The sequence below is a fragment of the Enterobacter sp. BNK-16 genome, from assembly GCF_048684955.1.
GTDB classification, from domain to species: Bacteria; Pseudomonadota; Gammaproteobacteria; order Enterobacterales; family Enterobacteriaceae; genus Enterobacter; species Enterobacter bugandensis.
Genome location: NZ_JBLQTQ010000001.1, coordinates 4,667,210 through 4,688,629, shown reverse-complemented (window position 1 = coordinate 4,688,629; position 21,420 = coordinate 4,667,210). Strand labels below are relative to the sequence as shown.

General features: G+C 54.2%; 17 protein-coding genes. 15 read left to right on the top strand and 2 right to left on the bottom strand.

Translation table 11 applies throughout. The annotated features are described in order from the left end of the window. From pbpC to ACMGGH_RS22405, 14 genes are all read left to right on the top strand, one after another. Complete coding sequence (gene pbpC / locus ACMGGH_RS22470; protein WP_045630989.1) at window positions 1–2,328, top strand: peptidoglycan glycosyltransferase PbpC; 2,328 nt, start codon at window positions 1–3, stop codon at window positions 2,326–2,328. An 88-nt stretch (window positions 2,329–2,416) separates the two neighbouring features. Further along, window positions 2,417–4,795: a DMSO/selenate family reductase complex A subunit gene (locus ACMGGH_RS22465; RefSeq protein WP_332909148.1), complete on the top strand. Its 2,379-nt coding sequence runs from the start codon at window positions 2,417–2,419 to the stop codon at window positions 4,793–4,795. After that, the gene (locus tag ACMGGH_RS22460) at window positions 4,792–5,421 is read left to right on the top strand and encodes a DMSO/selenate family reductase complex B subunit (protein WP_003860631.1); all 630 of its coding nucleotides are present in this window, start codon (window positions 4,792–4,794) and stop codon (window positions 5,419–5,421) included. Before ACMGGH_RS22465 ends, ACMGGH_RS22460 begins: the two co-directional genes overlap by 4 nt. Further along, the gene (locus ACMGGH_RS22455; RefSeq protein WP_232948933.1) at window positions 5,414–6,202 is read left to right on the top strand and encodes a dimethyl sulfoxide reductase anchor subunit family protein; all 789 of its coding nucleotides are present in this window, start codon (window positions 5,414–5,416) and stop codon (window positions 6,200–6,202) included. Before ACMGGH_RS22460 ends, ACMGGH_RS22455 begins: the two co-directional genes overlap by 8 nt. Beyond that, a complete protein-coding gene (locus ACMGGH_RS22450; RefSeq protein WP_232948932.1) occupies window positions 6,202–7,077 on the top strand; it encodes a 4Fe-4S binding protein in 876 nt (291 codons plus the stop codon). The genes ACMGGH_RS22455 and ACMGGH_RS22450 overlap by 1 nt, the downstream gene beginning before the upstream one ends. Window positions 7,078–7,200: 123 nt before the next feature. Continuing rightward, window positions 7,201–7,632, top strand: a complete 432-nt coding sequence (gene ndk, locus ACMGGH_RS22445; RefSeq protein WP_003860625.1) for a nucleoside-diphosphate kinase — start codon at window positions 7,201–7,203, stop codon at window positions 7,630–7,632. A gap of 147 nt (window positions 7,633–7,779) precedes the next feature. After that, a complete protein-coding gene (locus ACMGGH_RS22440; protein ID WP_028014062.1) occupies window positions 7,780–8,946 on the top strand; it encodes a bifunctional tRNA (adenosine(37)-C2)-methyltransferase TrmG/ribosomal RNA large subunit methyltransferase RlmN in 1,167 nt (388 codons plus the stop codon). 291 nt (window positions 8,947–9,237) lie between these two features. Then, window positions 9,238–10,245: a cytoskeleton protein RodZ gene (gene rodZ, locus ACMGGH_RS22435; protein ID WP_047368095.1), complete on the top strand. Its 1,008-nt coding sequence runs from the start codon at window positions 9,238–9,240 to the stop codon at window positions 10,243–10,245. A gap of 26 nt (window positions 10,246–10,271) precedes the next feature. After that, window positions 10,272–11,390, top strand: a complete 1,119-nt coding sequence (gene ispG, locus ACMGGH_RS22430) for a flavodoxin-dependent (E)-4-hydroxy-3-methylbut-2-enyl-diphosphate synthase (RefSeq protein WP_025757688.1) — start codon at window positions 10,272–10,274, stop codon at window positions 11,388–11,390. 80 nt (window positions 11,391–11,470) lie between these two features. Beyond that, window positions 11,471–12,745 carry a histidine--tRNA ligase gene (hisS, locus tag ACMGGH_RS22425; protein ID WP_028014060.1) on the top strand — a complete coding sequence of 425 codons (1,275 nt, stop codon included), beginning with the start codon at window positions 11,471–11,473 and terminating at the stop codon, window positions 12,743–12,745. Window positions 12,746–12,758: 13 nt separating this feature from the next. Further along, the gene (locus ACMGGH_RS22420; RefSeq protein ID WP_028014059.1) at window positions 12,759–13,379 is read left to right on the top strand and encodes a YfgM family protein; all 621 of its coding nucleotides are present in this window, start codon (window positions 12,759–12,761) and stop codon (window positions 13,377–13,379) included. Between the two features lie 10 nt (window positions 13,380–13,389). Next, complete coding sequence (gene bamB, locus ACMGGH_RS22415; protein WP_028014058.1) at window positions 13,390–14,568, top strand: outer membrane protein assembly factor BamB; 1,179 nt, start codon at window positions 13,390–13,392, stop codon at window positions 14,566–14,568. A 112-nt stretch (window positions 14,569–14,680) separates the two neighbouring features. Continuing rightward, window positions 14,681–16,156: a ribosome biogenesis GTPase Der gene (gene der / locus ACMGGH_RS22410; RefSeq protein ID WP_028014057.1), complete on the top strand. Its 1,476-nt coding sequence runs from the start codon at window positions 14,681–14,683 to the stop codon at window positions 16,154–16,156. 228 nt (window positions 16,157–16,384) lie between these two features. After that, window positions 16,385–16,888, top strand: a complete 504-nt coding sequence (locus ACMGGH_RS22405) for a DNA-binding protein (protein ID WP_420299207.1) — start codon at window positions 16,385–16,387, stop codon at window positions 16,886–16,888. 460 nt (window positions 16,889–17,348) lie between these two features. Here ACMGGH_RS22405 and ACMGGH_RS22400 read toward each other — a convergent pair whose 3' ends face one another. Beyond that, window positions 17,349–18,308, bottom strand: a complete 960-nt coding sequence (locus tag ACMGGH_RS22400; RefSeq protein ID WP_232948930.1) for a hypothetical protein — start codon at window positions 18,306–18,308, stop codon at window positions 17,349–17,351. Window positions 18,309–18,404: 96 nt separating this feature from the next. Continuing rightward, entirely contained in the window at window positions 18,405–19,307 is a 903-nt protein-coding gene (locus ACMGGH_RS22395) for an abortive infection family protein (RefSeq protein WP_131631813.1), read from the bottom strand. Window positions 19,308–19,866: 559 nt separating this feature from the next. Here ACMGGH_RS22395 and ACMGGH_RS22390 point away from each other — a divergent pair. After that, window positions 19,867–21,411 carry a peptide MFS transporter gene (locus ACMGGH_RS22390; protein WP_232948929.1) on the top strand — a complete coding sequence of 515 codons (1,545 nt, stop codon included), beginning with the start codon at window positions 19,867–19,869 and terminating at the stop codon, window positions 21,409–21,411. Window positions 21,412–21,420: the final 9 nt, after the last annotated feature.

The window sequence follows — 21,420 nt, the reverse complement described above, 5'->3', positions numbered from 1 at the left end:
ATGTTGATAGCGCGTCTGACACGCTCCCGCTGGCTTTGGCTGGCGGGAGCGCTTCTCGTTTTAGGGGGGCTGATTGTCGCCGCCGATCGCCTGTGGCCGCTGCCTCTGAAAGAGGTTAACCCCGCACGAGTTGTGGTGGACGAGAAGGGCGCGCCGCTCTGGCGTTTTGCCGACAGCGAAGGCATCTGGCGCTACCCGGTGACCATTGAAGAGGTTTCTCCCCGTTATCTTGAGGCTCTGATCCAGTACGAAGATCGCTGGTTCTGGGAGCATCCGGGCGTAAACCCGCTCTCTGTCCTGCGCGCCGCCTGGCAGGATCTCAGTTCCGGAAGAGTGGTTTCGGGAGGAAGCACGCTTACCATGCAGGTGGCACGCCTGCTGGATCCGCATCCGCGCACCTTTGGCGGCAAAATTCGTCAGCTCTGGCGGGCGATGCAGCTGGAATGGCACCTCTCTAAGCGTGACATTCTTACGCTCTATCTCAATCGTGCTCCGTTTGGTGGCACGCTGCAGGGCGTGGGAGCAGCAAGCTGGACCTACCTTGGGAAACCCCCGTCGCAGCTGAGCTACTCCGACGCGGCGTTGCTGGCGGTACTGCCGCAGGCACCCAGCCGTCTGCGCCCGGATCGCTGGCCCGAGCGGGCCGAAGCGGCACGCAACAAAGTGCTCGATCGCATGATGATTCAGGGCGTCTGGTCAGCAAAGCAGGTGAAGGAGTCCCGTGAAGAGCCTGTATGGCTGGCTCCCCGGCAGATGCCGCAGCTGGCGCCGCTCTTTGCACGCATGATGCTTGGCAAAAGCCGCGACACAAAGATTGTCACTACGCTGGATGCCGGACTGCAACGGCAGCTGGAAGAGCTGGCGATGAACTGGAAATCCCGCCTGCCGGCACGCAGTTCGCTGGCGATGATCGTGGTCGATCATACCGACATGAAGGTGCGCGGCTGGGTCGGCTCGGTGGATATCAACGATGACACGCGTTTCAGCCATGTGGATATGGTTAACGCGATCCGATCCCCGGGATCGGTATTGAAACCGTTTATCTACGGTATGGCGCTGGATGATGGCCTGATCCATCCCGCCTCGCTGCTTCAGGACGTGCCCAGAAAAACCGGTGATTATCGCCCGGGAAATTTTGACAGCGGGTTCCACGGGCCGGTCAGCATGAGTGAAGCGCTGGTGCGCTCGCTCAACCTGCCAGCCGTCCAGGTGCTGGAAGCCTACGGTCCCAAACGGTTTGCCGGGATGCTGAGTAACGCAGGCCTGCCGCTGATCCTGCCTGCCGGAGCGCAGCCGAATCTGTCGCTGATCCTGGGTGGCGCAGGCGCGAGGCTGGCGGATATCGCCGCCGCATACAGCGCCTTTGCAAGGCATGGCAAGGCGGGCCGGCTGCGCTTACAGCCGGGCGACCCGCTAACTGAACGCCCGCTGTTATCGCCAGGTTCGGCGTGGATTATTCGCCGTATTCTGGCGAATGAAGCGCAGCCGCTGCCGGACAGTGCGCTGCCGCAAATTGCGCCGCTGGCGTGGAAAACGGGCACCAGCTATGGCTACCGCGATGCCTGGGCCATCGGTCTGAATGCCCGGTATGTAATAGGTATCTGGACAGGGCGACCTGACGGCACGCCGGTAGCTGGGCAGTTTGGTTTTGCCAGCGCGGTTCCGCTATTAAACCAGGTGAATAACCTGCTTCAGTCACGCTCGACAATAGACGAGGCCCGCCTGCCGCGCGATCCTCGCCCGGAAAGCGTTGGGCGGGGCGTGATCTGCTGGCCGGGCGGCCAGTCGCTGCCGGAAGGCAGTGAAAACTGTCGGCGTCGTCTTTCGACCTGGCTGCTGGAAGGGAGTGAACCACCCACGCTGCTGCTGCCGGAACAGGAAGGCATTCGCGGCATTCGTTTCCCGGTCTGGCTGGATAAAACGGGCAAGCGTGTGGCGGCAGATTGCCCTGATGCCACAGAAAAAGTTCTCGACGTCTGGCCGCTGCCGCTGGAGCCGTGGCTGCCCGCAGCGGAAAAAAGGGCTGCGCGTCTTCCTGCGAGATCGACGCTCTGCCCGCCGCTGGATAATAACAATGCAGCACCGCTTATGATTTCGGGTATCAGAGAGGGGGCTGTTATTAAGCGACTCCCTGGTGAAGGGAACGTGACCCTATCTGTTATTACGACTGGAGGAGAAGGTGGGCGCTGGTGGTTTTTAAATGGAGAACCGTTAGAAGGCCGCAATAATACTCATTCATTAAAATTATATTTGCCTGGCGAATATCAATTACTTGTAATGGATGACTCAGGACAAACGGCGACGGTGAATTTTGAATTAGACCGTTAAGTGTTACCCCCGAAGAGTTAGTTTGATAATTATCAATATTCGTTCCTGAAAAAAAACGAGAATGCGTTTTTATTTTAAGGAACGAGCAATGAAGAAAAATAAAAATCAGGGAGAGGGGCTTATTCCCGCGCTATCCCGGCGTCATTTTATTCAGGCAGGGTCGGCGCTCGCCGCCCTTCCTTTTGTAGCGACAACAGGTAAAGCACAGGCACAGAGTGCGGCGGCAACACACGCGACGCCTGAAGAAAAAGTGGTGCAAACCTGCAGCACGTTTGACTGCGGCGGTAAATGTGATATTCGCGCTCACGTCAGTGAGGGCGTAGTCACAAGAATTTCAACGCGTCCGGATAATGAGCTGGATCCTCAAATGCCTGTTATGCGCGCCTGCGTTCGTGGACGCGCGTATCGAAAATTTGTTTATCATCCCGATCGGCTTAAATATCCAATGAAACGCGTGGGTAAACGTGGCGAAGGAAAATTCGAGCGTATTACCTGGGACGAAGCCACCACGCTTATTGCGAATCAATTAAAAACGATTACGCAAAAATACGGCGCTGCCTCACGCTATGTGCATGTGGGCACTGCGGTATCCGGCGGAACGTTTTCCGGTGATAAAATGGTTCGTCGTCTGCTTAACTTAACCGGCGGCTATCTTGAAAGCTATCACTCGGTCAGTATGGGCAACACGGCGGCAGCCACGCCGTATACCTACGGCACCGCCGCCAGCGGCAGCTCTCTGGACACGCTGCTGGACACCAAACTGGTCATTCTCTGGGGACATAACCCGACGGAGACGATCTTTGGTCACAGCAACTACTTCTATCAGAAGATGAAGCAAAACGGCACGCGCTTTATCGTTGTCGATCCGCGCTATTCCGATACGGTTTCCTCTCTTGCCGACCAGTGGATCCCGCTGCTTCCCACAACAGACAACGCCCTGATGGACGCCATGATGTACACGATCGTCACGGAGAACCTGCACGATCGCGACTTCATCCAGCGCTATACCCTGGGCTTTGACGAAGCATCCATGCCGGAAGGCGTTCCGGCCAATGAATCCCTGATGGCTTATCTGAGCGGCGCAAAAGATGGCGTGGCGAAAACGCCCGAGTGGGCAGAGAAAATCACCCACGTGCCTGCGCAGACCATTCGTCAGCTGGCGCGCGACTACGCAACCACCAAACCCGCCGCGCTGATCCAGGGCTGGGGACCGCAGCGCCATAACTGCGGCGAGCGCACCGCGCGCGGCTCGACGTTACTGGCAACGCTGACGGGTAACGTTGGGGTGAAGGGCGGCTGGGCGGCAGGCTATGGCGGCTGCGCTAATCGTAAATTTGCTGCCGGGCCGGAGATGCTGGATAACCCGGTAAAAGCCAAAATATCGGTGATGAACTGGGTGCAGGCCGCCGATGATGCTTCTAAGGTAACGGCGGAAGACGGCCTGAAGGATGCAGAGAAGCTGGACAGCAATATCCGCATCCTATTTTCGCTGGCGGGAAATTATCTGGCTAACCAGAACCCGGATCTGCATCAGGCGACGCGCGTGCTGGAAGACGAGTCGAAAATCGAGTTTATCGTCGCAAGTGATCTGTTTATGACGCCGAGCGCCAGATACGCCGATCTTCTCCTGCCGGAAACCAGCTTTATGGAACGCTGGAATATCGGCGAAACCTGGGGCACGGCAAGCTATCTGATCCTGTCGGAAAAGCTGATTGAACCTGAATTCGAACGCCGTTCAGACTACGACTGGCTGCGGGAAGTTGCTGCTAAGCTTGGCGTCGAACCTGCATTCAGCGAGGGCCGTGACGAAAAAGCGTGGATTGAGCACATCTGGGAGCAGACACGGCTCTCCATGCCAGATGAAAACCTGCCGGACTTCGCGACGTTACAAAAGACGCGCCAGCATCTTTTCAAAAGCGCGCCGTTCGTCGCTTTTGAAGACAATATTCGCGATCCGCAAAATCATCCGTTCCCGACGCCGTCCGGGAAAATTGAGATCTTCTCGAAGCGTCTGTACGACATGCACCATCCGGAGATTCCGGCGCTGTCGCACTACGTGCCTGCCCATGAAGGGCCGGAAGACGAACTGGCGAAAACCTTCCCGCTGCAGCTGATCACCTGGAAAGGGAAAAACCGTGCTAACTCAACCCAGTACGCCAACCCGTGGCTGATTGAGGCGCAGCAGCAAAAGCTGTGGATCAACCCGCAGGACGCGCAAAAGCGCGGCATTTCCCAGGGGGATACCGTGCGTATTCATAACGCGCGCGGCATTTGTGAAATTCCGGCTGAGGTCACGCCGCGCATCATTCCGGGCGTTGTTGCCATGCAGGCAGGCGCCTGGTGGCAGCCGGACGAACAGGGTGTCGATAAAGGCGGCTGCGCGAACGTGCTCAGCTCTGCCCGTATTACCGCGCTTGCGAAAGGGAATTCCCATCAAACCATGCTGGTGGAGGTAGCAAAAGCATGAGTCAGTTTAAACACTATGCGCCGGTGAGCGATAAACAGCTGGGTTTCTATATTGACTCTTCCCGCTGCTCGGGCTGCAAGGCATGCCAGGTGGCGTGCAAAGACAAAAACAACCTTGAGGTCGGACGTCGTTTCCGTCGCGTATACGAAGTCAACGGCGGGAATTTCATCCCAACCGGGCAGGGCGGCGTTAGCAACAACGTTTTTGCCTACACGCTCTCTATTTCCTGTAACCACTGTGCGGACCCGATCTGCACCAAAAACTGTCCGACCACCGCAATGCACAAGCGTCCGGGCGACGGCATCGTGCGCGTCGATACGGACAAGTGCGTTGGCTGCGGCTACTGCGCGTGGTCTTGCCCTTACGGCGCGCCACAGCTCAACGAGCAGACCGGGCAGATGTCCAAATGCGATTTTTGCGTGGATCTGCAGGCGAAGGGCGAGCAGCCCGTCTGCGTGGCAACCTGTCCGCTTGAGGCGATCAAATTTGGGCCTATTGATGAACTTCGGGCGAAATACGGTGCGGTATGCGATGTGAAGGGCTTGCCTGATTCCTCGATTACAAAACCGAACCTGGTGATCAAAGCGCATCAGGGCGCAGAGAAAGAGGGGAAACGTCATGCATGAGTTACCGCTGCTGATTTTTACGCTGTTCCTGCAGGGATCGGTTGGCGTGACGCTCTGGCTGGCGTTCGGGGGGGCGTATACTACACCGCGTAGCGCGCTACTGCCTGCCGCTGGGGCGTTTGTGCTGGCGAGCCTGGGGCTGCTCGCCTCAGCGCTGCATATGGGCTATCCGCTCAACGCCCTGAACGCGCTACGCCACGTCTCCAGTTCGTGGCTGAGCCGCGAGATTATCTTCGCCAGCCTTTACCTGGCGGCGCTTGGCCTCGCCGTGCTGCTGATGTTTTCCAATAAGCCAGGCTGGAAGCTGCTTTTGGCCGTGGCGGGTCTTGTCGGGCTGGTGGACGTGTTCTGCATGGCACAAATCTACATGCACGCGTCCGTAGTGACCTGGAAGCACATTAACACGCTGGTACTGTTTATCGGCTCGGTGGGTATCATCGGTTCAGCCTGCATGGCAATTGGGATGCGTTCCCAGACCACCTTGCGTGCGGCGGTTGTCATTACCACGCTGGTGGTGCTTGTGCGTCTGGTGATGCAGCCCGTCTGGCTGGCAGACATCACTGCCATGGACAATACCGTGGTGACGTTCCCTCACGCACCGCTACGGATGCTCGAACAGCTGCGCGCGGTACATCTGCTGAGCTGGTGCGTGTCCGTTGCAGGTATGCTCTGCTTTGCTGCGGGCGGCCTGAAAGCGGCGCGCGGCACGCTGCTGCTGGGCAGCGCCTTGCTGATTGCGGGTGAGCTGATGCTGCGCTTCGTTTTCTTCAGTATTGGCTGATGGGCAGATTGACGTTTGCCCCGGCGATGGACGTGACGCATTCGTGCGTCCGTCGCCGTTTTCGCCACGCTTCCTGCTGCGCCTGCGCGGACGTTTGTCCAGCGCAGGCTTTTTCTTTTACGGAAACCGGCGTCTTGGTTGATGAAAATCGCTGTATTGAATGCGGTGACTGCCTGTTCGTCTGCCCCTCCGGGGCCATTACCGGCATCGCGCCGCGAAAGCGATTTCTGCGTGGAGATACCCTTGTTGGGCCTTTTACTGAACGCGCACCTGGGGTGAATGAGCTGCTGCTGTGGCACGCGCAACGCCAGGTTCGTTTTATCAGTATCGACGCAGAGCAATACCCTGACTGGCTGCTGGCGCTTGCCCGGCTTAATCTTGCGCTTCGTCGCCGTGGTGAAGCGGAGTGGGGGTTTAAGCTCATACCGATCGGCGAGGTGAATATCGCTCGTCGTGCGCTGATGCACGTTCCCCGCGAGGATGTAAAAGCCTGTCGCGTTTCCCCGGGGCCGCGGGAGCTGCGCAGGGCATTCTCGACGTTTAGCGAGTCAGATATCGCACTCGATATTAATAAGTGCGTGCTGTGCGGTGCGTGCTGGCGAAGCTGCCCGGAAAACGCGATTCGGTTTGAGAACGCCGCGCTGGTGGTGGAGACCGGGCGCTGTACCGGCTGCGGTGGCTGTGAAGCAGTATGTCAGCACGAGGCGATAAACGTCGCAGAAACAGATGGACCGGCAAAAAACGTGGCCACTCCCGCATATAAAGCAGTTTGCCTGACGTGCCAGCGCCAGTTCTGGTCATTTACGCCTGATGAAAAGCAATGCCCGCTCTGTTTACGCCATCAACACGGTATGCGAAATCCGGCCTGTTGCTAATCTTCGTCTCATTTTAAAAAAATGTTATGCAGAACCATAGGCAATGGCGCTATTGCTCTTTATAATCCGCGCCACACCATACTCAGGTATGCAAAACAACAGAACATTTTACAGAGGTTATCAATGGCTATTGAACGTACTTTTTCCATCATCAAACCAAACGCGGTGGCAAAAAACGTTATTGGCAGCATCTTCGCTCGCTTTGAATCAGCAGGGTTTAAGATCGTTGGCACCAAAATGCTGCACCTGACCGTTGAGCAGGCTCGCGGTTTCTACGCTGAGCACGAAGGTCGTCCATTCTTTGACGGCCTGGTGGAGTTCATGACCTCCGGTCCAATCGTGGTCTCCGTGCTGGAAGGCGAAAACGCAGTACAGCGTCACCGCGATCTGCTGGGTGCAACCAACCCGGACAACGCGCTGGCAGGTACCCTGCGCGCTGACTACGCGGACAGCTTCACCGAGAACGGCACCCACGGTTCCGACTCCGTTGAGTCTGCCGCACGCGAAATCGCGTTCTTCTTCGCTGAAGGCGAAGTGTGCCCGCGCACTCGCTAATAATTTCGTAAATGCCGCGTGCAAACGTGGCATCCCTGCGCCAGACTTTGTACAATGCAACGCCCCGGACGAGCAGACTGCTTACCGGGGCGTTTCTTTTCAACCCACCAAGGGCCACAACGTGTAACAACGAGGCCGGAAAAAATTATGTCTGAACTAGTGAATACCTCCGAAGTCGCCATTCCTGCGGTTCCCAATAAAAATGGAAAAATTAACCTGCTGGACCTGAACCGTCAGCAGATGCGCGAGTTCTTTAAAGATATGGGTGAGAAGCCGTTTCGTGCCGATCAGGTAATGAAATGGATGTACCACTACTGCAGCGACAACTTTGATGAGATGACCGACATCAACAAAGTGCTGCGCAACAAGCTCAAAGAAGTGGCTGAAATCCGCGCGCCGGAAGTGGTGGAAGAGCAGCGCTCGGCAGACGGCACCATCAAATGGGCGATTGCCGTAGGCGATCAGCGCGTTGAAACCGTCTACATCCCGGAAGACGATCGTGCCACGCTGTGCGTCTCTTCTCAGGTGGGCTGTGCGCTGGAGTGCAAATTCTGCTCTACGGCTCAGCAAGGTTTTAACCGTAACCTTCGCGTGTCTGAAATCATCGGTCAGGTCTGGCGCGCCGCGAAAATCGTGGGTGCAGCAAAAGTGACCGGCACGCGTCCGATCACCAACGTGGTAATGATGGGGATGGGCGAACCGCTGCTGAACCTGACCAACGTGGTGCCGGCGATGGAAATCATGCTGGATGACTTCGGTTTTGGCCTGTCCAAGCGCCGCGTGACGCTGTCTACCTCAGGCGTTGTGCCTGCGCTGGATAAGCTCGGCGACATGATTGACGTTGCGCTGGCTATCTCCCTGCACGCGCCAAACGATGAAATTCGTGACGAAATTGTACCGATTAACAAAAAGTACAATATCGAAACCTTCCTCGCTGCCGTGCGTCGCTACCTGGAGAAATCCAACGCAAACCAGGGCCGCGTCACCATCGAGTACGTGATGCTGGACCACGTCAACGACGGTACTGAGCACGCGCATCAGCTGGCTGAACTGCTGAAGGATACGCCATGCAAAATCAACCTGATCCCATGGAACCCGTTCCCGGGCGCGCCGTATGGCCGTAGCTCGAACAGCCGTATCGACCGTTTCTCCAAGGTGCTGATGGAGTATGGTTTCACCACCATCGTGCGTAAAACCCGCGGTGATGATATTGATGCTGCATGCGGACAGTTGGCCGGTGACGTCATTGACCGTACCAAACGTACCCTGCGTAAACGCATGCAGGGCGAGACCATTGCGGTTAAAGCTGTTTGATTATTATGCATCACGGCGCATTATCTACGCTGTGATGCATAATCTGACTGAATAATCAGTCAGATTCGTGACGTTTGATTAATAATTACGGTGCGTTTCATATGAGTTTCGGGCAGTATGTAACGACGTAACAACAGTTTAGCCACGCGGGCAGAGCTGCACTGTCATCTACCGGCTGACAGTCTTATACTGTCTGTTCAAGGTTAACTGACCTGAAGTTTCGCGGTGCGGGCGGCATTGTGACTCACCGGCACCTGAACCCTTTTTTTCACGTACCAGTAGTTGTAGCGAATGAATACTGAAGCCACTCACGACCAACATGAAGCACTCTCCACTGGCGTTCGTCTTCGCAACGCCCGTGAACAACTCGGACTCAGCCAGCAAGCTGTTGCAGAACGCTTGTGCCTGAAAGTTTCCACGGTTCGCGATATTGAAGAAGATAAGGCGCCTGCCGATCTGGCTTCAACATTTCTGCGCGGCTATATCCGCTCTTACGCAAAACTGGTGCACATCCCCGAAAACGAATTACTGCCAATGATGGAGAAGCAGGCACCGGTTCGTGCAGCAAAAGTTGCCCCGATGCAAACTTTCTCCCTGGGGAAACGTCGTAAAAAACGTGATGGCTGGCTGATGAGCTTTACCTGGCTGGTGCTGTTTGTTGTTGTCGGCCTGACTGGCGCATGGTGGTGGCAAAACCACAAGGCGCAGCAGGAAGAGATCACCACTATGGCCGATCAATCCTCCGCTGAACTCAATCAGGCGAGCAATGGTGGTGCCCAGAGCGTTCCGCTGAACACCGACGGTGCGGCGGCCTCAAGCGAGCCGCAAACAACGGCTCCGGCAACCGATGCAGCACAGGCTCCGGCCGCAACGGCGAACACCGCTGCGCCTCAGGCTCAGGATCAAAACGCGGTCGTCGCCCCTTCTCAGGCAAATGTCGATACTGCGGCGAACGTCCCTGCAGCGACTCAGCCGGCGAACAACGCCGCAGCGTCCCTGCCGACCGACCCGGCGGCAACCGCCGCGCCAGCCGCCGATCCAAACGCGCTGGTGATGAACTTCACGGCTGACTGTTGGCTGGAAGTGACTGACGCGACAGGTAAAAAACTGTTCAGCGGCCTGCAGCGGAAAGATGGCACGTTAAACCTAACGGGTCAGGCACCTTACAAACTTAAAATCGGCGCTCCGGCAGCGGTACAGATCCAGTATCAAGGAAAACCTGTCGACCTGAGCCGCTTTATCAGAACTAACCAGGTTGCACGTCTTACCGTTAATGCCGAACAATCAGCAGCACAGTAACAGACGGGCAACGCGGGAGATTTTTCATGCATAACCAGGCTCCGATTCAACGTAGAAAATCGAAACGGATTTACGTTGGGAATGTGCCAGTCGGCGATGGGGCACCTATCGCCGTCCAGTCGATGACCAATACGCGCACCACGGATGTGGAAGCAACGGTCAACCAAATCAAAGCATTAGAGCGTGTAGGCGCGGACATTGTCCGCGTCTCAGTGCCCACGATGGATGCCGCTGAGGCGTTCAAGCTGATCAAACAGCAGGTCAGCGTGCCGCTGGTTGCAGATATCCACTTCGACTACCGTATCGCGTTGAAAGTTGCTGAATACGGCGTTGATTGCCTGCGTATTAACCCGGGCAACATCGGCAATGAAGAACGCATTCGCATGGTGGTTGACTGCGCCCGCGACAAAAACATTCCAATCCGTATCGGCGTAAACGCCGGCTCTCTGGAAAAAGATCTGCAGGAAAAATATGGCGAGCCAACGCCGCAGGCGCTGCTCGAATCCGCCATGCGTCACGTCGATCATCTGGATCGTCTTAACTTCGATCAGTTCAAGGTCAGCGTAAAAGCCTCTGACGTTTTCCTGGCCGTTGAATCGTATCGCCTGCTGGCAAAACAGATCGACCAGCCTCTGCATCTCGGGATCACCGAAGCGGGCGGCCTGCGTAGCGGTTCGGTGAAGTCTGCGATCGGCCTGGGCCTGCTGCTCTCCGAAGGGATAGGCGACACCCTGCGCGTCTCGCTGGCGGCGGATCCGGTAGAAGAGATCAAGGTCGGTTTCGATATTCTGAAATCGCTGCGTATCCGCTCGCGTGGGATCAACTTCATTGCCTGCCCAACCTGTTCGCGTCAGGAATTTGACGTGATCGGCACGGTGAATGCCCTGGAGCAGCGTCTGGAAGACATCATCACCCCGATGGACGTCTCCATCATCGGCTGTGTCGTGAACGGTCCGGGTGAAGCGCTGGTCTCAACCCTGGGCGTAACCGGCGGTAACAAGAAAAGTGGTCTCTATGAAGATGGCGTTCGTAAAGATCGTCTGGATAATAGCGACATGATTGACCAGCTTGAAGCCCGCATCCGCGCCAAAGCCGCGATGATGGACGAGACACAGCGTATCAGCGTTCAGCAGGTTGAAAAATAACGTGATGGGAAGCGTGCCGCTTCCCATGTATGATTGAACCCATTCTTTGGGTTTTTTTTGTATATAGAAAGAGAATAAACGTGGCAAAAAACATTCAAGCCATCCGCGGCATGAACGATTACCTGCCTGGCGAAACCGCCATCTGGCAGCGCATTGAAGGCACGCTGAAGCAGGTGCTCGGCAGCTACGGTTACAGCGAAATCCGTTTGCCGATTGTAGAGCAGACCCCGTTATTCAAACGCGCGATCGGTGAAGTGACCGACGTGGTTGAAAAAGAGATGTACACCTTTGAGGACCGCAACGGCGACAGCCTGACCCTGCGTCCGGAAGGTACGGCGGGCTGCGTACGCGCCGGCATCGAACATGGTCTTCTGTACAATCAGGAGCAGCGCCTGTGGTATATCGGCCCGATGTTCCGCCACGAACGTCCGCAGAAAGGTCGTTATCGCCAGTTTAACCAGCTGGGTGTGGAAGTCTTTGGCCTACAGGGCCCGGACATCGATGCCGAACTGATTATGCTGACCGCTCGCTGGTGGCGCGCCCTCGGTATCTCTGAGCACGTTTCGCTGGAACTGAACTCAATCGGTTCTCTGGAAGCGCGTGCTAACTACCGCGATGCGCTGGTGGCGTTCCTGGAGCAGCATAAAGAGAAGCTGGACGAAGATTGCAAACGTCGCATGTACAGCAACCCGCTGCGCGTGCTGGATTCCAAAAACCCTGATGTTCAGGCGCTGCTGAACGATGCCCCTGCGCTGGGTGACTACCTGGACGACGAGTCTCGCGAACACTTTACCGGCCTGTGCAAGCTGCTCGAAGCGGCGGGCATTGCCTACACCGTGAACCAGCGTCTGGTGCGCGGTCTGGACTACTACAATCGCACCGTGTTTGAGTGGGTAACCACCAGCCTCGGTTCTCAGGGCACCGTGTGTGCCGGCGGCCGTTATGACGGTCTGGTTGAGCAACTGGGTGGCCGTGCCGCGCCTGCGGTTGGCTTCGCGATGGGTCTTGAACGACTTGTTTTGCTGGTTCAGGCAGTTAATCCGGAATTTAAAGCAGATTCCGTTGTCGATATATACCTGGTGGCTTCAGGCGCGGAAACGCAGTCTGCGGCGATGCAGCTTGCCGAACGCGTGCGCGATGCGCTGCCGGGCGTTAAGCTGATGACCAACCATGGCGGCGGCAACTTCAAAAAACAGTTTGCTCGTGCCGATAAGTGGGGCGCAAGTATTGCACTGGTGCTGGGCGAGTCCGAAGTGGCTAACGGCGAAGTGGTAGTAAAAGACCTGCGCTCTGGTGAGCAGACAACGGTAACGCAGGACGGCGTTGCGGCGCACTTGCGCACTCTATTGGGCTAAGGAGAAAGACGGCGTGGAAATGTACGAGAACGAACACGATCAGGTCGACGCGATTAAACGCTTCTTTGCTGAAAACGGCAAAGCGCTGGTTGTTGGGGTTATTTTAGGTGTGGGTGCGCTAGTGGGCTGGCGTTACTGGAACAACCATCAGGCGGATTCCGCGCGCGGCGCGTCCCTGTCCTATGAAAATACCGTTAGCGCGATTCGTGCCGACCAGCCGCAAACGCTGGCTGCGGCAGAGAAATTTGCCGCTGACAACAAAAACACCTACGGTGCACTGGCAGCGCTGGAAGTGGCTCAGCAGTACGTTGATAAAAACGAACTGGATAAAGCCGCTGCTCAGCTGTCTCAGGGCCTTGCTGCTGCCAGCGATGAAAACCTGAAAGCGGTGATCAATCTGCGCCTGGCACGTATTCAGGTTCAGCAGAAAAAAGCTGACGACGCGCTGAAAACGCTCGATACCATCAAAGGCGAAGGTTTTGCTGCCATCGTTGCCGATCTGCGCGGTGAAGCACTGCTGAGCAAAGGTGACAAAGCGGGCGCGCGTAAAGCGTGGCAAGCTGGTGTAGAGAGCAAAGCGTCACCTGCGCTGAGCGAAATGATGCAGATGAAAATAAATAATTTGTCCGTCTGAGAGGGACCCGATGCAATTGCGTAAATTACTTCTGCCAGGACTGCTTTCTGTTACGTTATTAAGTGGTTGTTCACTGTTCAGTGGCGAAGAAGACGTTGTGAAAATGTCCCCACTGCCGACGGTTGAAAACCAGTTTACCCCATCCACCGCGTGGGATGTCTCCGTGGGCAGTGGGATTGGTGATTTCTATTCCAACCTTCATCCTGCGTATGCAGACAGCGTTGTCTATGCCGCTGACCGCAAAGGTACCGTGAAAGCGGTGAACGCCGATGACGGGAAAGAAGTGTGGTCCGTTAACCTGGCGGAAAAAGACGGCTGGTTCTCCCGTAAACCTGCACTGCTGTCTGGCGGCCTGACCGTTTCCGGTGGGCATGTCTACGTGGGCAGCGAAAAAGCGCAGGTTTACGCGCTGAATGCCAGCGATGGTTCTGTTGCATGGCAGACCGCCGTAGCCGGTGAATCCTTGTCACGTCCGGTCGTGAGCGACGGGCTGGTGCTGATCCATACCAGCAACGGCCAGCTGCAGGCGCTGAACGAAGCGGACGGTCTGGTGAAATGGACCGTTAACCTGGATATGCCTGCGCTGTCTCTGCGCGGTGAATCCGCACCTGCAACCGCATTTGGCGCTGCCATTGTGGGCGGTGACAACGGTCGCGTGAGTGCCGTGCTGATGCAGCAGGGCCAGATGATCTGGCAGCAGCGTATCTCGCAGGCCACTGGCTCAACGGAAATCGACCGCCTGAGCGACGTAGACACTACCCCGGTTATCGTTGACGGTGTGGTTTACGCCCTGGCCTATAACGGCAACCTGACCGCGCTGGACCTGCGCAGCGGCCAGATCATGTGGAAACGTGAGCTGGGCTCTGTGAATGATTTCATTGTGGACGGTAACCGCATCTATATGGTTGACCAGAACGATCGCCTGCTGGCGCTGAGCACCGAAGGCGGCGTGACGCTGTGGACGCAAAGCGATCTGCTGCACCGTCTGCTGACCGCGCCAGTGCTGTACAACGGTAGCCTGGTGGTTGGCGACAGCGAAGGCTATATGCACTGGGTTGATCCAGAGAATGGCCGCTTTGTGGCGCAGCAGAAAGTGGACGGTTCAGGCTTCCTGACCGACCCGGTTGTGGCTGACGGCAAACTGCTGATTCAGGCAAAAGACGGCACGCTGTACGCGATCACGCGTTAATTACCCGGCGGTTGTAGTATACTAAACGGCTCCTGTTCACTCAGGAGCCGTTTTGACATTTTTAAAAACGCCGCGAATGCGACGTTTATTTGAATTTTATGAGGCTTCAAACATGGTACCTGTGGTCGCGCTTGTCGGGCGCCCTAACGTTGGAAAATCCACTCTTTTTAACCGTTTAACACGCACCCGTGATGCGCTGGTTGCGGATTTCCCGGGGCTGACGCGTGACCGTAAGTACGGTCGTGCAGAGGTGGAAGGACGCGAGTTCATCTGTATTGATACCGGCGGTATTGACGGCACAGAAGATGGCGTTGAAACCCGCATGGCGGAACAGTCCTTGCTGGCGATTGAAGAAGCGGATGTCGTACTGTTCATGGTGGATGCGCGCGCTGGCCTGATGCCGGCGGACTCCGCAATCGCTAAGCACCTGCGTTCTCGCGAAAAGCCAACTTTCCTGGTGGCGAACAAAACTGACGGCATCGATGCCGATCAGGCTATCGCGGACTTCTGGTCTCTGGGCATGGGGGATATCCACCCGATTGCGGCATCGCATGGTCGCGGTGTGACCAGCCTGCTGGAAACCGTTCTGCTGCCGTGGGTGGACGAAGTGAATCCGCCGGAAGAGGTGGACGAAGACGCCGCATACTGGGCGCAGTTCGAAGACGGTGAAGAGGGCGAAGAAGAAGAGCCTGAGGATGACTTCAACCCGCAGGATCTGCCGATCAAGCTGGCTATCGTCGGTCGTCCAAACGTAGGTAAGTCTACGCTTACTAACCGTATTCTGGGTGAAGAGCGCGTGGTGGTTTACGACATGCCGGGCACTACGCGTGACAGCATCTACATCCCGATGCAGCGCGATGAACGTGAGTATGTCCTCATCGACACTGCCGGTGTACGTAAGCGCGGAAAAATCACCGACGTGGTGGAGAAATTCTCCGTTATCAAAACCCTGCAGGCGATTGAAGATGCCAACGTGGTGCTGCTGGTCATCGACGCGCGTGAAGGTATCTCCGATCAGGATCTCTCTCTGCTCGGCTTTATCCTCAATAGTGGGCGCTCACTGGTCATCGTCGTCAACAAGTGGGACGGCCTGAGCAATGAAGTGCGCGAGCAGGTGAAAGAGACCCTGGACTTCCGTCTGGGCTTTATCGACTTTGCCCGCGTGCACTTTATCTCTGCGCTGCACGGCAGCGGCGTCGGTAACCTGTTCGAATCCGTGCGTGAAGCCTACGACAGCTCCACCCGTCGTCAGAGCACCGCCATGCTGACCCGTATCATGAATATGGCTGCAGAAGATCACCAGCCGCCGCTGGTGCGCGGTCGTCGCGTGAAGCTGAAATATGCCCATGCCGGTGGCTATAACCCGCCAATCGTGGTGATTCACGGCAACCAGGTGAAAGACCTGCCGGATTCCTACAAGCGCTACCTGATGAACTACTTCCGTAAATCGCTGGACGTGATGGGCACGCCTATTCGTATCCAGTTCAAGGAAGGGGAAAACCCGTTCGCCAACAAGCGCAACACCCTGACGCCGAACCAGATGCGTAAGCGTAAGCGTTTGATTAAGCACATTAAGAAAAGCAAATAAGCTTTCATAGTGAATTGCTAGCTATCATGAGCATCCTAAAGCCCGAATATTTCGGGCTTTTTGTTTTCAGGGGCTATCATAAGAGTACAAGAAACGTGTACACAGAGGTGTACCCAGCATGCTGATATGTCGTTTTTGGGTACACCTTTACGCTTTTGGGTACACTTTAAGATGTACCGAAGCAGGCCGCCTGAGGGCGGCTTTTTTCTGCCCGGAGGGAAACGCAGGATGCTGTTAAGTAAATCGGCCTACGCCAGGCGTATGGGCGTTAGCCGGCAAACTGTTTACGGCTGGATAGCCCGCGGTGAAATTGTAATTTCAGGCGATAAAGTGGATGTCGAAGCATCGCAGGCTAAACAAAATTCTGCTGGTGCTGGTGCTGGTGCTGGTGATCATCACAATGCTATGACGTGGGCGCAGGCCGCCGCATGGGTATGGAAGCATGACGGCGGGAAAGAGTTGACGGCTGATATTGATGCTGGCCAGCGTATAGAGGCAGCAGCCGCTGAGCTGGGTTTTGATGTTCAGCACGAGCCCGATGAACAATTGCTGATTCTCTTCCGGCCGGATGAAGAAACCCACAGCTTCTATGGCAAAGACCGTGCAGCAGGCGCTTTACGGTTTCTTCGTTCTGAGCTGGCTTACGTTGCCACAATGCACCCCGATACGCTGGATGACTGGAACAAAACTGGTTTAATGTCACTCTGCCTGCTGGACGGCGAAAAACTGTAAACCCCCCAGCCCCTCAAACTTGACACTTTTACGCGAGAAACTGGGAAAAGTGTCAACCCAACCTAACGGATCCTGACGCCTACGAACAGCAGCTACAGCAGAAGTGTAAAGGGCTGGCGTTGAGAATTGTTGAGCCTTGGCTGTTAGCTTTTGTTAATCCTGATGCGAAGCAGGGCATGTGTCAGCCTGTTATGGTTTGTTAAGCCTTACTAGGGAAAACCAGGGGGAAAGTGACAACCGCTACCGCTTCAGAAAACTTCAGGTACACGAACTCGTGAAGGGGAGGTGTTAAGCACTCCCCCTTTGCAACCATCCTCGAGCCTCTTTCAGATCGCTGTTCTGGTTTGCCCGGACGCTGGCGTTCAGATTGAGTTGTCAAAAGTTGTCACCCACCGCCATTGGGGATTTTTTGCTACAAGCGCTCTAAGTTACAGTTGCTTTCATCTGTTACAAAGAACCCTTAAGACAATTTTTTGGACTTCAATAATGCATCATTTGCAATTTCTATGATTTTATCTATCAATGGTTCCAAGTTTTGCAGGGAACAGACAATTATTTGTGAGAAGTATTCATTGAATGGTAGATGTGGCTGGTGAATTAAATCTAGCAATCTTTGTTCAGGTAATAGGAATGGAGGGTTTTCATGTTTTTTCCTAATGTCATTTATGATATGCAACTGTTCAGATTCTAGAAAATATTTAAATGATGAAAAACGTTGCACTCGGTGCATTCCGAATCCAGGTGTATGCTGGTTTTCTATCACTAAATACGGCACGAGATCAGCTATATCACTTAAATCTTTTGCACCTCTAATATTCTCTGTTGAGAATTCATCACGCGTTAGATAAAGTTCAGAAGTGGTTACCAAAATAGGTACAATGAAAAATGGGAGGTTATCCTCTGGGTGGGAGTTTATGCATCCCGCTATGTTTTTTATTATCACATCTGGTAGGGAATAAGCTAGTTGTGAGATGCCGTGTTTAATTTCACTATCGTAAACGTTGCCGTTACTAGTATCAATCTCAACCCCCTTCACCGCATAGGCCATATCTTCATCTAGTGCAATTGTGGCATTTGCAGGAAGATCTATTCTTGTGAAATTATCAATGGCTCGTAAAGTATAACCTAGAGTTAACGCACTAAAATCAGGGGTGTTGGGATCTCTCATGAAAAGCCATTTATTATTATCATGTCTTTGCTTGCATTCAATAAGGAAATTTAAATGATAAGTGCATTCTTCATCCCAGTAATTTCCTTGTATATCAATGGAGAAATCTTTCAGAATTCCTGCATCATTTCTTGAATAAGAAAAATCATTTGAAACTGCTATGCCAAAGGATGCAAGCTTTCTTGAAACTATATATTCAAGAGGGAAGCTTGAGGATATTAATTTTTCTTTCCATTTCTTATTTTCTGACATTTTGGTTCCTTAATTAGTAGTGCTACTGAAACAACATTTTATTCCTTGCTCAATTTTCCTTGAGTCTGTTTATTAAATAATTGAAGATGTCTACCATCAACTAAAAGCGGAACATAACAGTAGTATTGCGGAAGCTGTAGAGTTTACTGTGTACGTAGCCACATGTTCAGGTATTATTTTTTCTTGTGAGCCAGCACCATGTGATGAACTTAAACGATTCCTTAAAGTTGCAATTAGAATCAATGGTTGTTCCCAAAACTGATCCAGTTGCCCGTTAGCTAGCAACGTTCTTAGTAAGGTGGAAGCTGGGTCTGTTGCCTTGAACGATAACGAGTTCTTCTCACAAAGTACCTTCATTACACTTTCGAAGGCGCTACCACATTTTGTTAAGCAGTCTCGATAATCTCCCTTCCTGTGATCCTCCAAAGCCTTTAGAAATTCTTCATTAGCATTTTTGAATATTGGTGCTGTAAGCAAACGGAGTGCGGGTTCCATAGCATTTTGATGCACTAATTCACTATCTTTTCGAATGATTTGTGGAAACTCAGCAATGCGCCTTCCTGTGGCAGGTGATCCATATAACATGGTTTCATATTCTTCTGTTGTGTAGTTAGTGAGGTGATAAGGAAGCGCATCAATACTGAAAAACTGATTAATGGTTGGGATCAGAGGGTTATCTGGCCAAGAGATCCCGCGCAGATTTGAACGGAATATGAGTTCTATCAAATCCAAACAATGCTCATCTGGACAGGTAAGGAAGAAATTCACCAGATCATTTTCTGGTGAGGACTGAGCGGATGTCCCAGAGAGTTCAAATTTTCCATAAAGATAAGCTGCTTGCTGATGAAGTTCACGAAGAAATGTAGTGAATTCGTAATTAAGCTTATTACGCAAAAGCATTAGTACTCGATTTCTGAATTCTTGTGTTAATGGCTTAACTTTAGCCGTTGTGCTGCCTTTGTCTCGCCTGGAAAATACATCAAACAACTTTTCAAACATGCGTAACCTCCAGAGCATTGGTTGTTTTCGATAAGTACTGTTGTTGATATCGGCGCGAATAAATCGCATCACCATACCAAAATCCTAAAATGCACTTTGTTACAGTCAGCGTCAACGGTCAACTAGCCTTCAAAAGGGTCTCGAACGCTGTTTTTTGTGTACCCAAGGGTGTACACATTAGTGTGATTTCATGTTTAAAGTTCATTAATAACAATAAGTTAATTTATTAATAAGCTTTCACATTAAGAAAAGCAAATAATCATTGCCGATCTCACAAAGGCCCGCGTTTATCGCGGGCTTTTTTTTGGCCCAATCATACCGTCGGTTCTCTCTGTGTGAAGTCAATCACTATTCACTCCCAACCATCTTTAAATCCAGAAAAGTAGACAATCGTCGAATTTTCATCTTAAAGTCCCTGGTCCGGTACTAGACAAAACTAGCGACTGGTTATCAAATGGTTAACTAACTTTTCGCCGCATGTAAAAAATCGGTCAGATACGTAACTGGCCGGCGTACCTGCTGGTGTTTACAAGCACGACACATACCTTTCGGGAGAATTATGCAATCCTCTGTTAATCACAAAGAGAGCCGAACCTTCTTCGGCCATCCTTATCCGCTCGGTTCGCTGTTCTTTACCGAGATGTGGGAGCGTTTCTCGTTCTACGGCATTCGCCCGCTGCTGATCCTGTTTATGGCCGCCACCGTCTATGACGGCGGGATGGGGCTGGCGCGCGAAAACGCCTCGGCGATTGTCGGTATTTTTGCCGGTACCATGTACCTGGCCGCGCTGCCGGGCGGCTGGCTGGCGGATAACTGGCTCGGCCAGCAGAGAGCCGTCTGGTACGGTTCGATTCTGATCGCGCTCGGCCACCTGTCGATTGCGCTGTCGGCCATCATGGGCAACAACCTGTTCTTTATCGGCCTGATGTTCATCGTGCTCGGCTCTGGCCTGTTCAAAACCTGTATCTCGGTAATGGTCGGCACCCTGTATAAAAAAGGCGATGCACGTCGTGACGGCGGTTTCTCGCTGTTCTACATGGGCATTAATATGGGCTCGTTCATCGCCCCGCTGATTTCCGGCTGGCTGATAAAAACCCACGGCTGGCACTGGGGCTTTGGTATTGGCGGCATCGGGATGCTGGTGGCGCTGATTATCTTCCGCGTGTTTGCGGTTCCGGCGATGAAGCGCTACGACAGCGAAGTCGGTCTGGACTCCACATGGAACAGCCCGGTGGTGAAGCGCAACGGCGTGGGCGTCTGGCTGCTGGCGCTGGCGGCAGGCGTGGCAACGCTCGTGACGCTGATCGCGCAGGGCGTGATTGTCATTAACCCGGTCGCGGTAGCCAGCGTGCTGGTCTACGTAATTGCGGCGTCCGTTGCCCTCTACTTCATCTACCTGTTCATCTTCGCGGGCCTGAACCGTAAAGAGCGCGCCAGGCTGCTGGTCTGCTTTATTCTGCTGGTCTCCGCCGCGTTCTTCTGGTCCGCGTTTGAGCAGAAGCCAACCTCGTTCAACCTGTTTGCCAACGACTACACTAACCGCATGATCGGTGATTTTGAAATTCCGGCGGTATGGTTCCAGTCGATCAACGCCCTGTTCATCATCCTGCTGGCCCCGGTGTTCAGCTGGGCATGGCCAAAGCTCGCGAGCATGAGCATTCGCCCGAGCAGCATCACCAAGTTTGTTATCGGTATTCTGTGTGCGGCAGCGGGCTTTGGCCTGATGATGCTGGCGGCACAGAACGTGCTGAGCAACGGCGGGGCGGGCGTATCGCCGTTCTGGCTGGTGGGCAGTATCTTGATGCTGACGCTGGGTGAGCTGTGCCTGAGCCCGATCGGTCTGGCGACCATGACCCTGCTGGCGCCGGAGAGAATGCGCGGCCAGATGATGGGGCTGTGGTTCTGCGCCAGCGCGCTGGGGAACCTCGCGGCGGGCCTGATTGGCGGTCACGTGAAGGCCGACCAGCTGGATATGCTGCCGGATCTCTTCGCGCGCTGCTCCATCGCGCTGCTGATTTGTGCCGCAGTGCTGATCGTCCTCATTGTTCCGGTGCGCCGCATGCTGGAAAATGCACAAACTAAACCGGCAGCTAGCGCCTCATAAACCTCAGTG

Bases quoted from the DNA above. Each gene is read 5' to 3' on its own strand.
- pbpC (WP_045630989.1), top strand. From the start codon at position 1: ATGTTGATAGCGCGTCTGACACGCTCCCGCTGGCTTTGGCTGGCGGGA.
- der (WP_028014057.1), top strand. From the start codon at position 14,681: ATGGTACCTGTGGTCGCGCTTGTCGGGCGCCCTAACGTTGGAAAATCC.
- ACMGGH_RS22455 (WP_232948933.1), top strand. From the start codon at position 5,414: ATGCATGAGTTACCGCTGCTGATTTTTACGCTGTTCCTGCAGGGATCG.
- ndk (WP_003860625.1), top strand. From the start codon at position 7,201: ATGGCTATTGAACGTACTTTTTCCATCATCAAACCAAACGCGGTGGCA.
- ACMGGH_RS22395 (WP_131631813.1), bottom strand. From the start codon at position 19,307: ATGTTTGAAAAGTTGTTTGATGTATTTTCCAGGCGAGACAAAGGCAGC.
- ACMGGH_RS22390 (WP_232948929.1), top strand. From the start codon at position 19,867: ATGCAATCCTCTGTTAATCACAAAGAGAGCCGAACCTTCTTCGGCCAT.
- ACMGGH_RS22400 (WP_232948930.1), bottom strand. From the start codon at position 18,308: ATGTCAGAAAATAAGAAATGGAAAGAAAAATTAATATCCTCAAGCTTC.
- rodZ (WP_047368095.1), top strand. From the start codon at position 9,238: ATGAATACTGAAGCCACTCACGACCAACATGAAGCACTCTCCACTGGC.
- ispG (WP_025757688.1), top strand. From the start codon at position 10,272: ATGCATAACCAGGCTCCGATTCAACGTAGAAAATCGAAACGGATTTAC.
- ACMGGH_RS22465 (WP_332909148.1), top strand. From the start codon at position 2,417: ATGAAGAAAAATAAAAATCAGGGAGAGGGGCTTATTCCCGCGCTATCC.
- ACMGGH_RS22440 (WP_028014062.1), top strand. From the start codon at position 7,780: ATGTCTGAACTAGTGAATACCTCCGAAGTCGCCATTCCTGCGGTTCCC.
- ACMGGH_RS22405 (WP_420299207.1), top strand. From the start codon at position 16,385: ATGCTGTTAAGTAAATCGGCCTACGCCAGGCGTATGGGCGTTAGCCGG.
- ACMGGH_RS22460 (WP_003860631.1), top strand. From the start codon at position 4,792: ATGAGTCAGTTTAAACACTATGCGCCGGTGAGCGATAAACAGCTGGGT.
- ACMGGH_RS22450 (WP_232948932.1), top strand. From the start codon at position 6,202: ATGGGCAGATTGACGTTTGCCCCGGCGATGGACGTGACGCATTCGTGC.
- bamB (WP_028014058.1), top strand. From the start codon at position 13,390: ATGCAATTGCGTAAATTACTTCTGCCAGGACTGCTTTCTGTTACGTTA.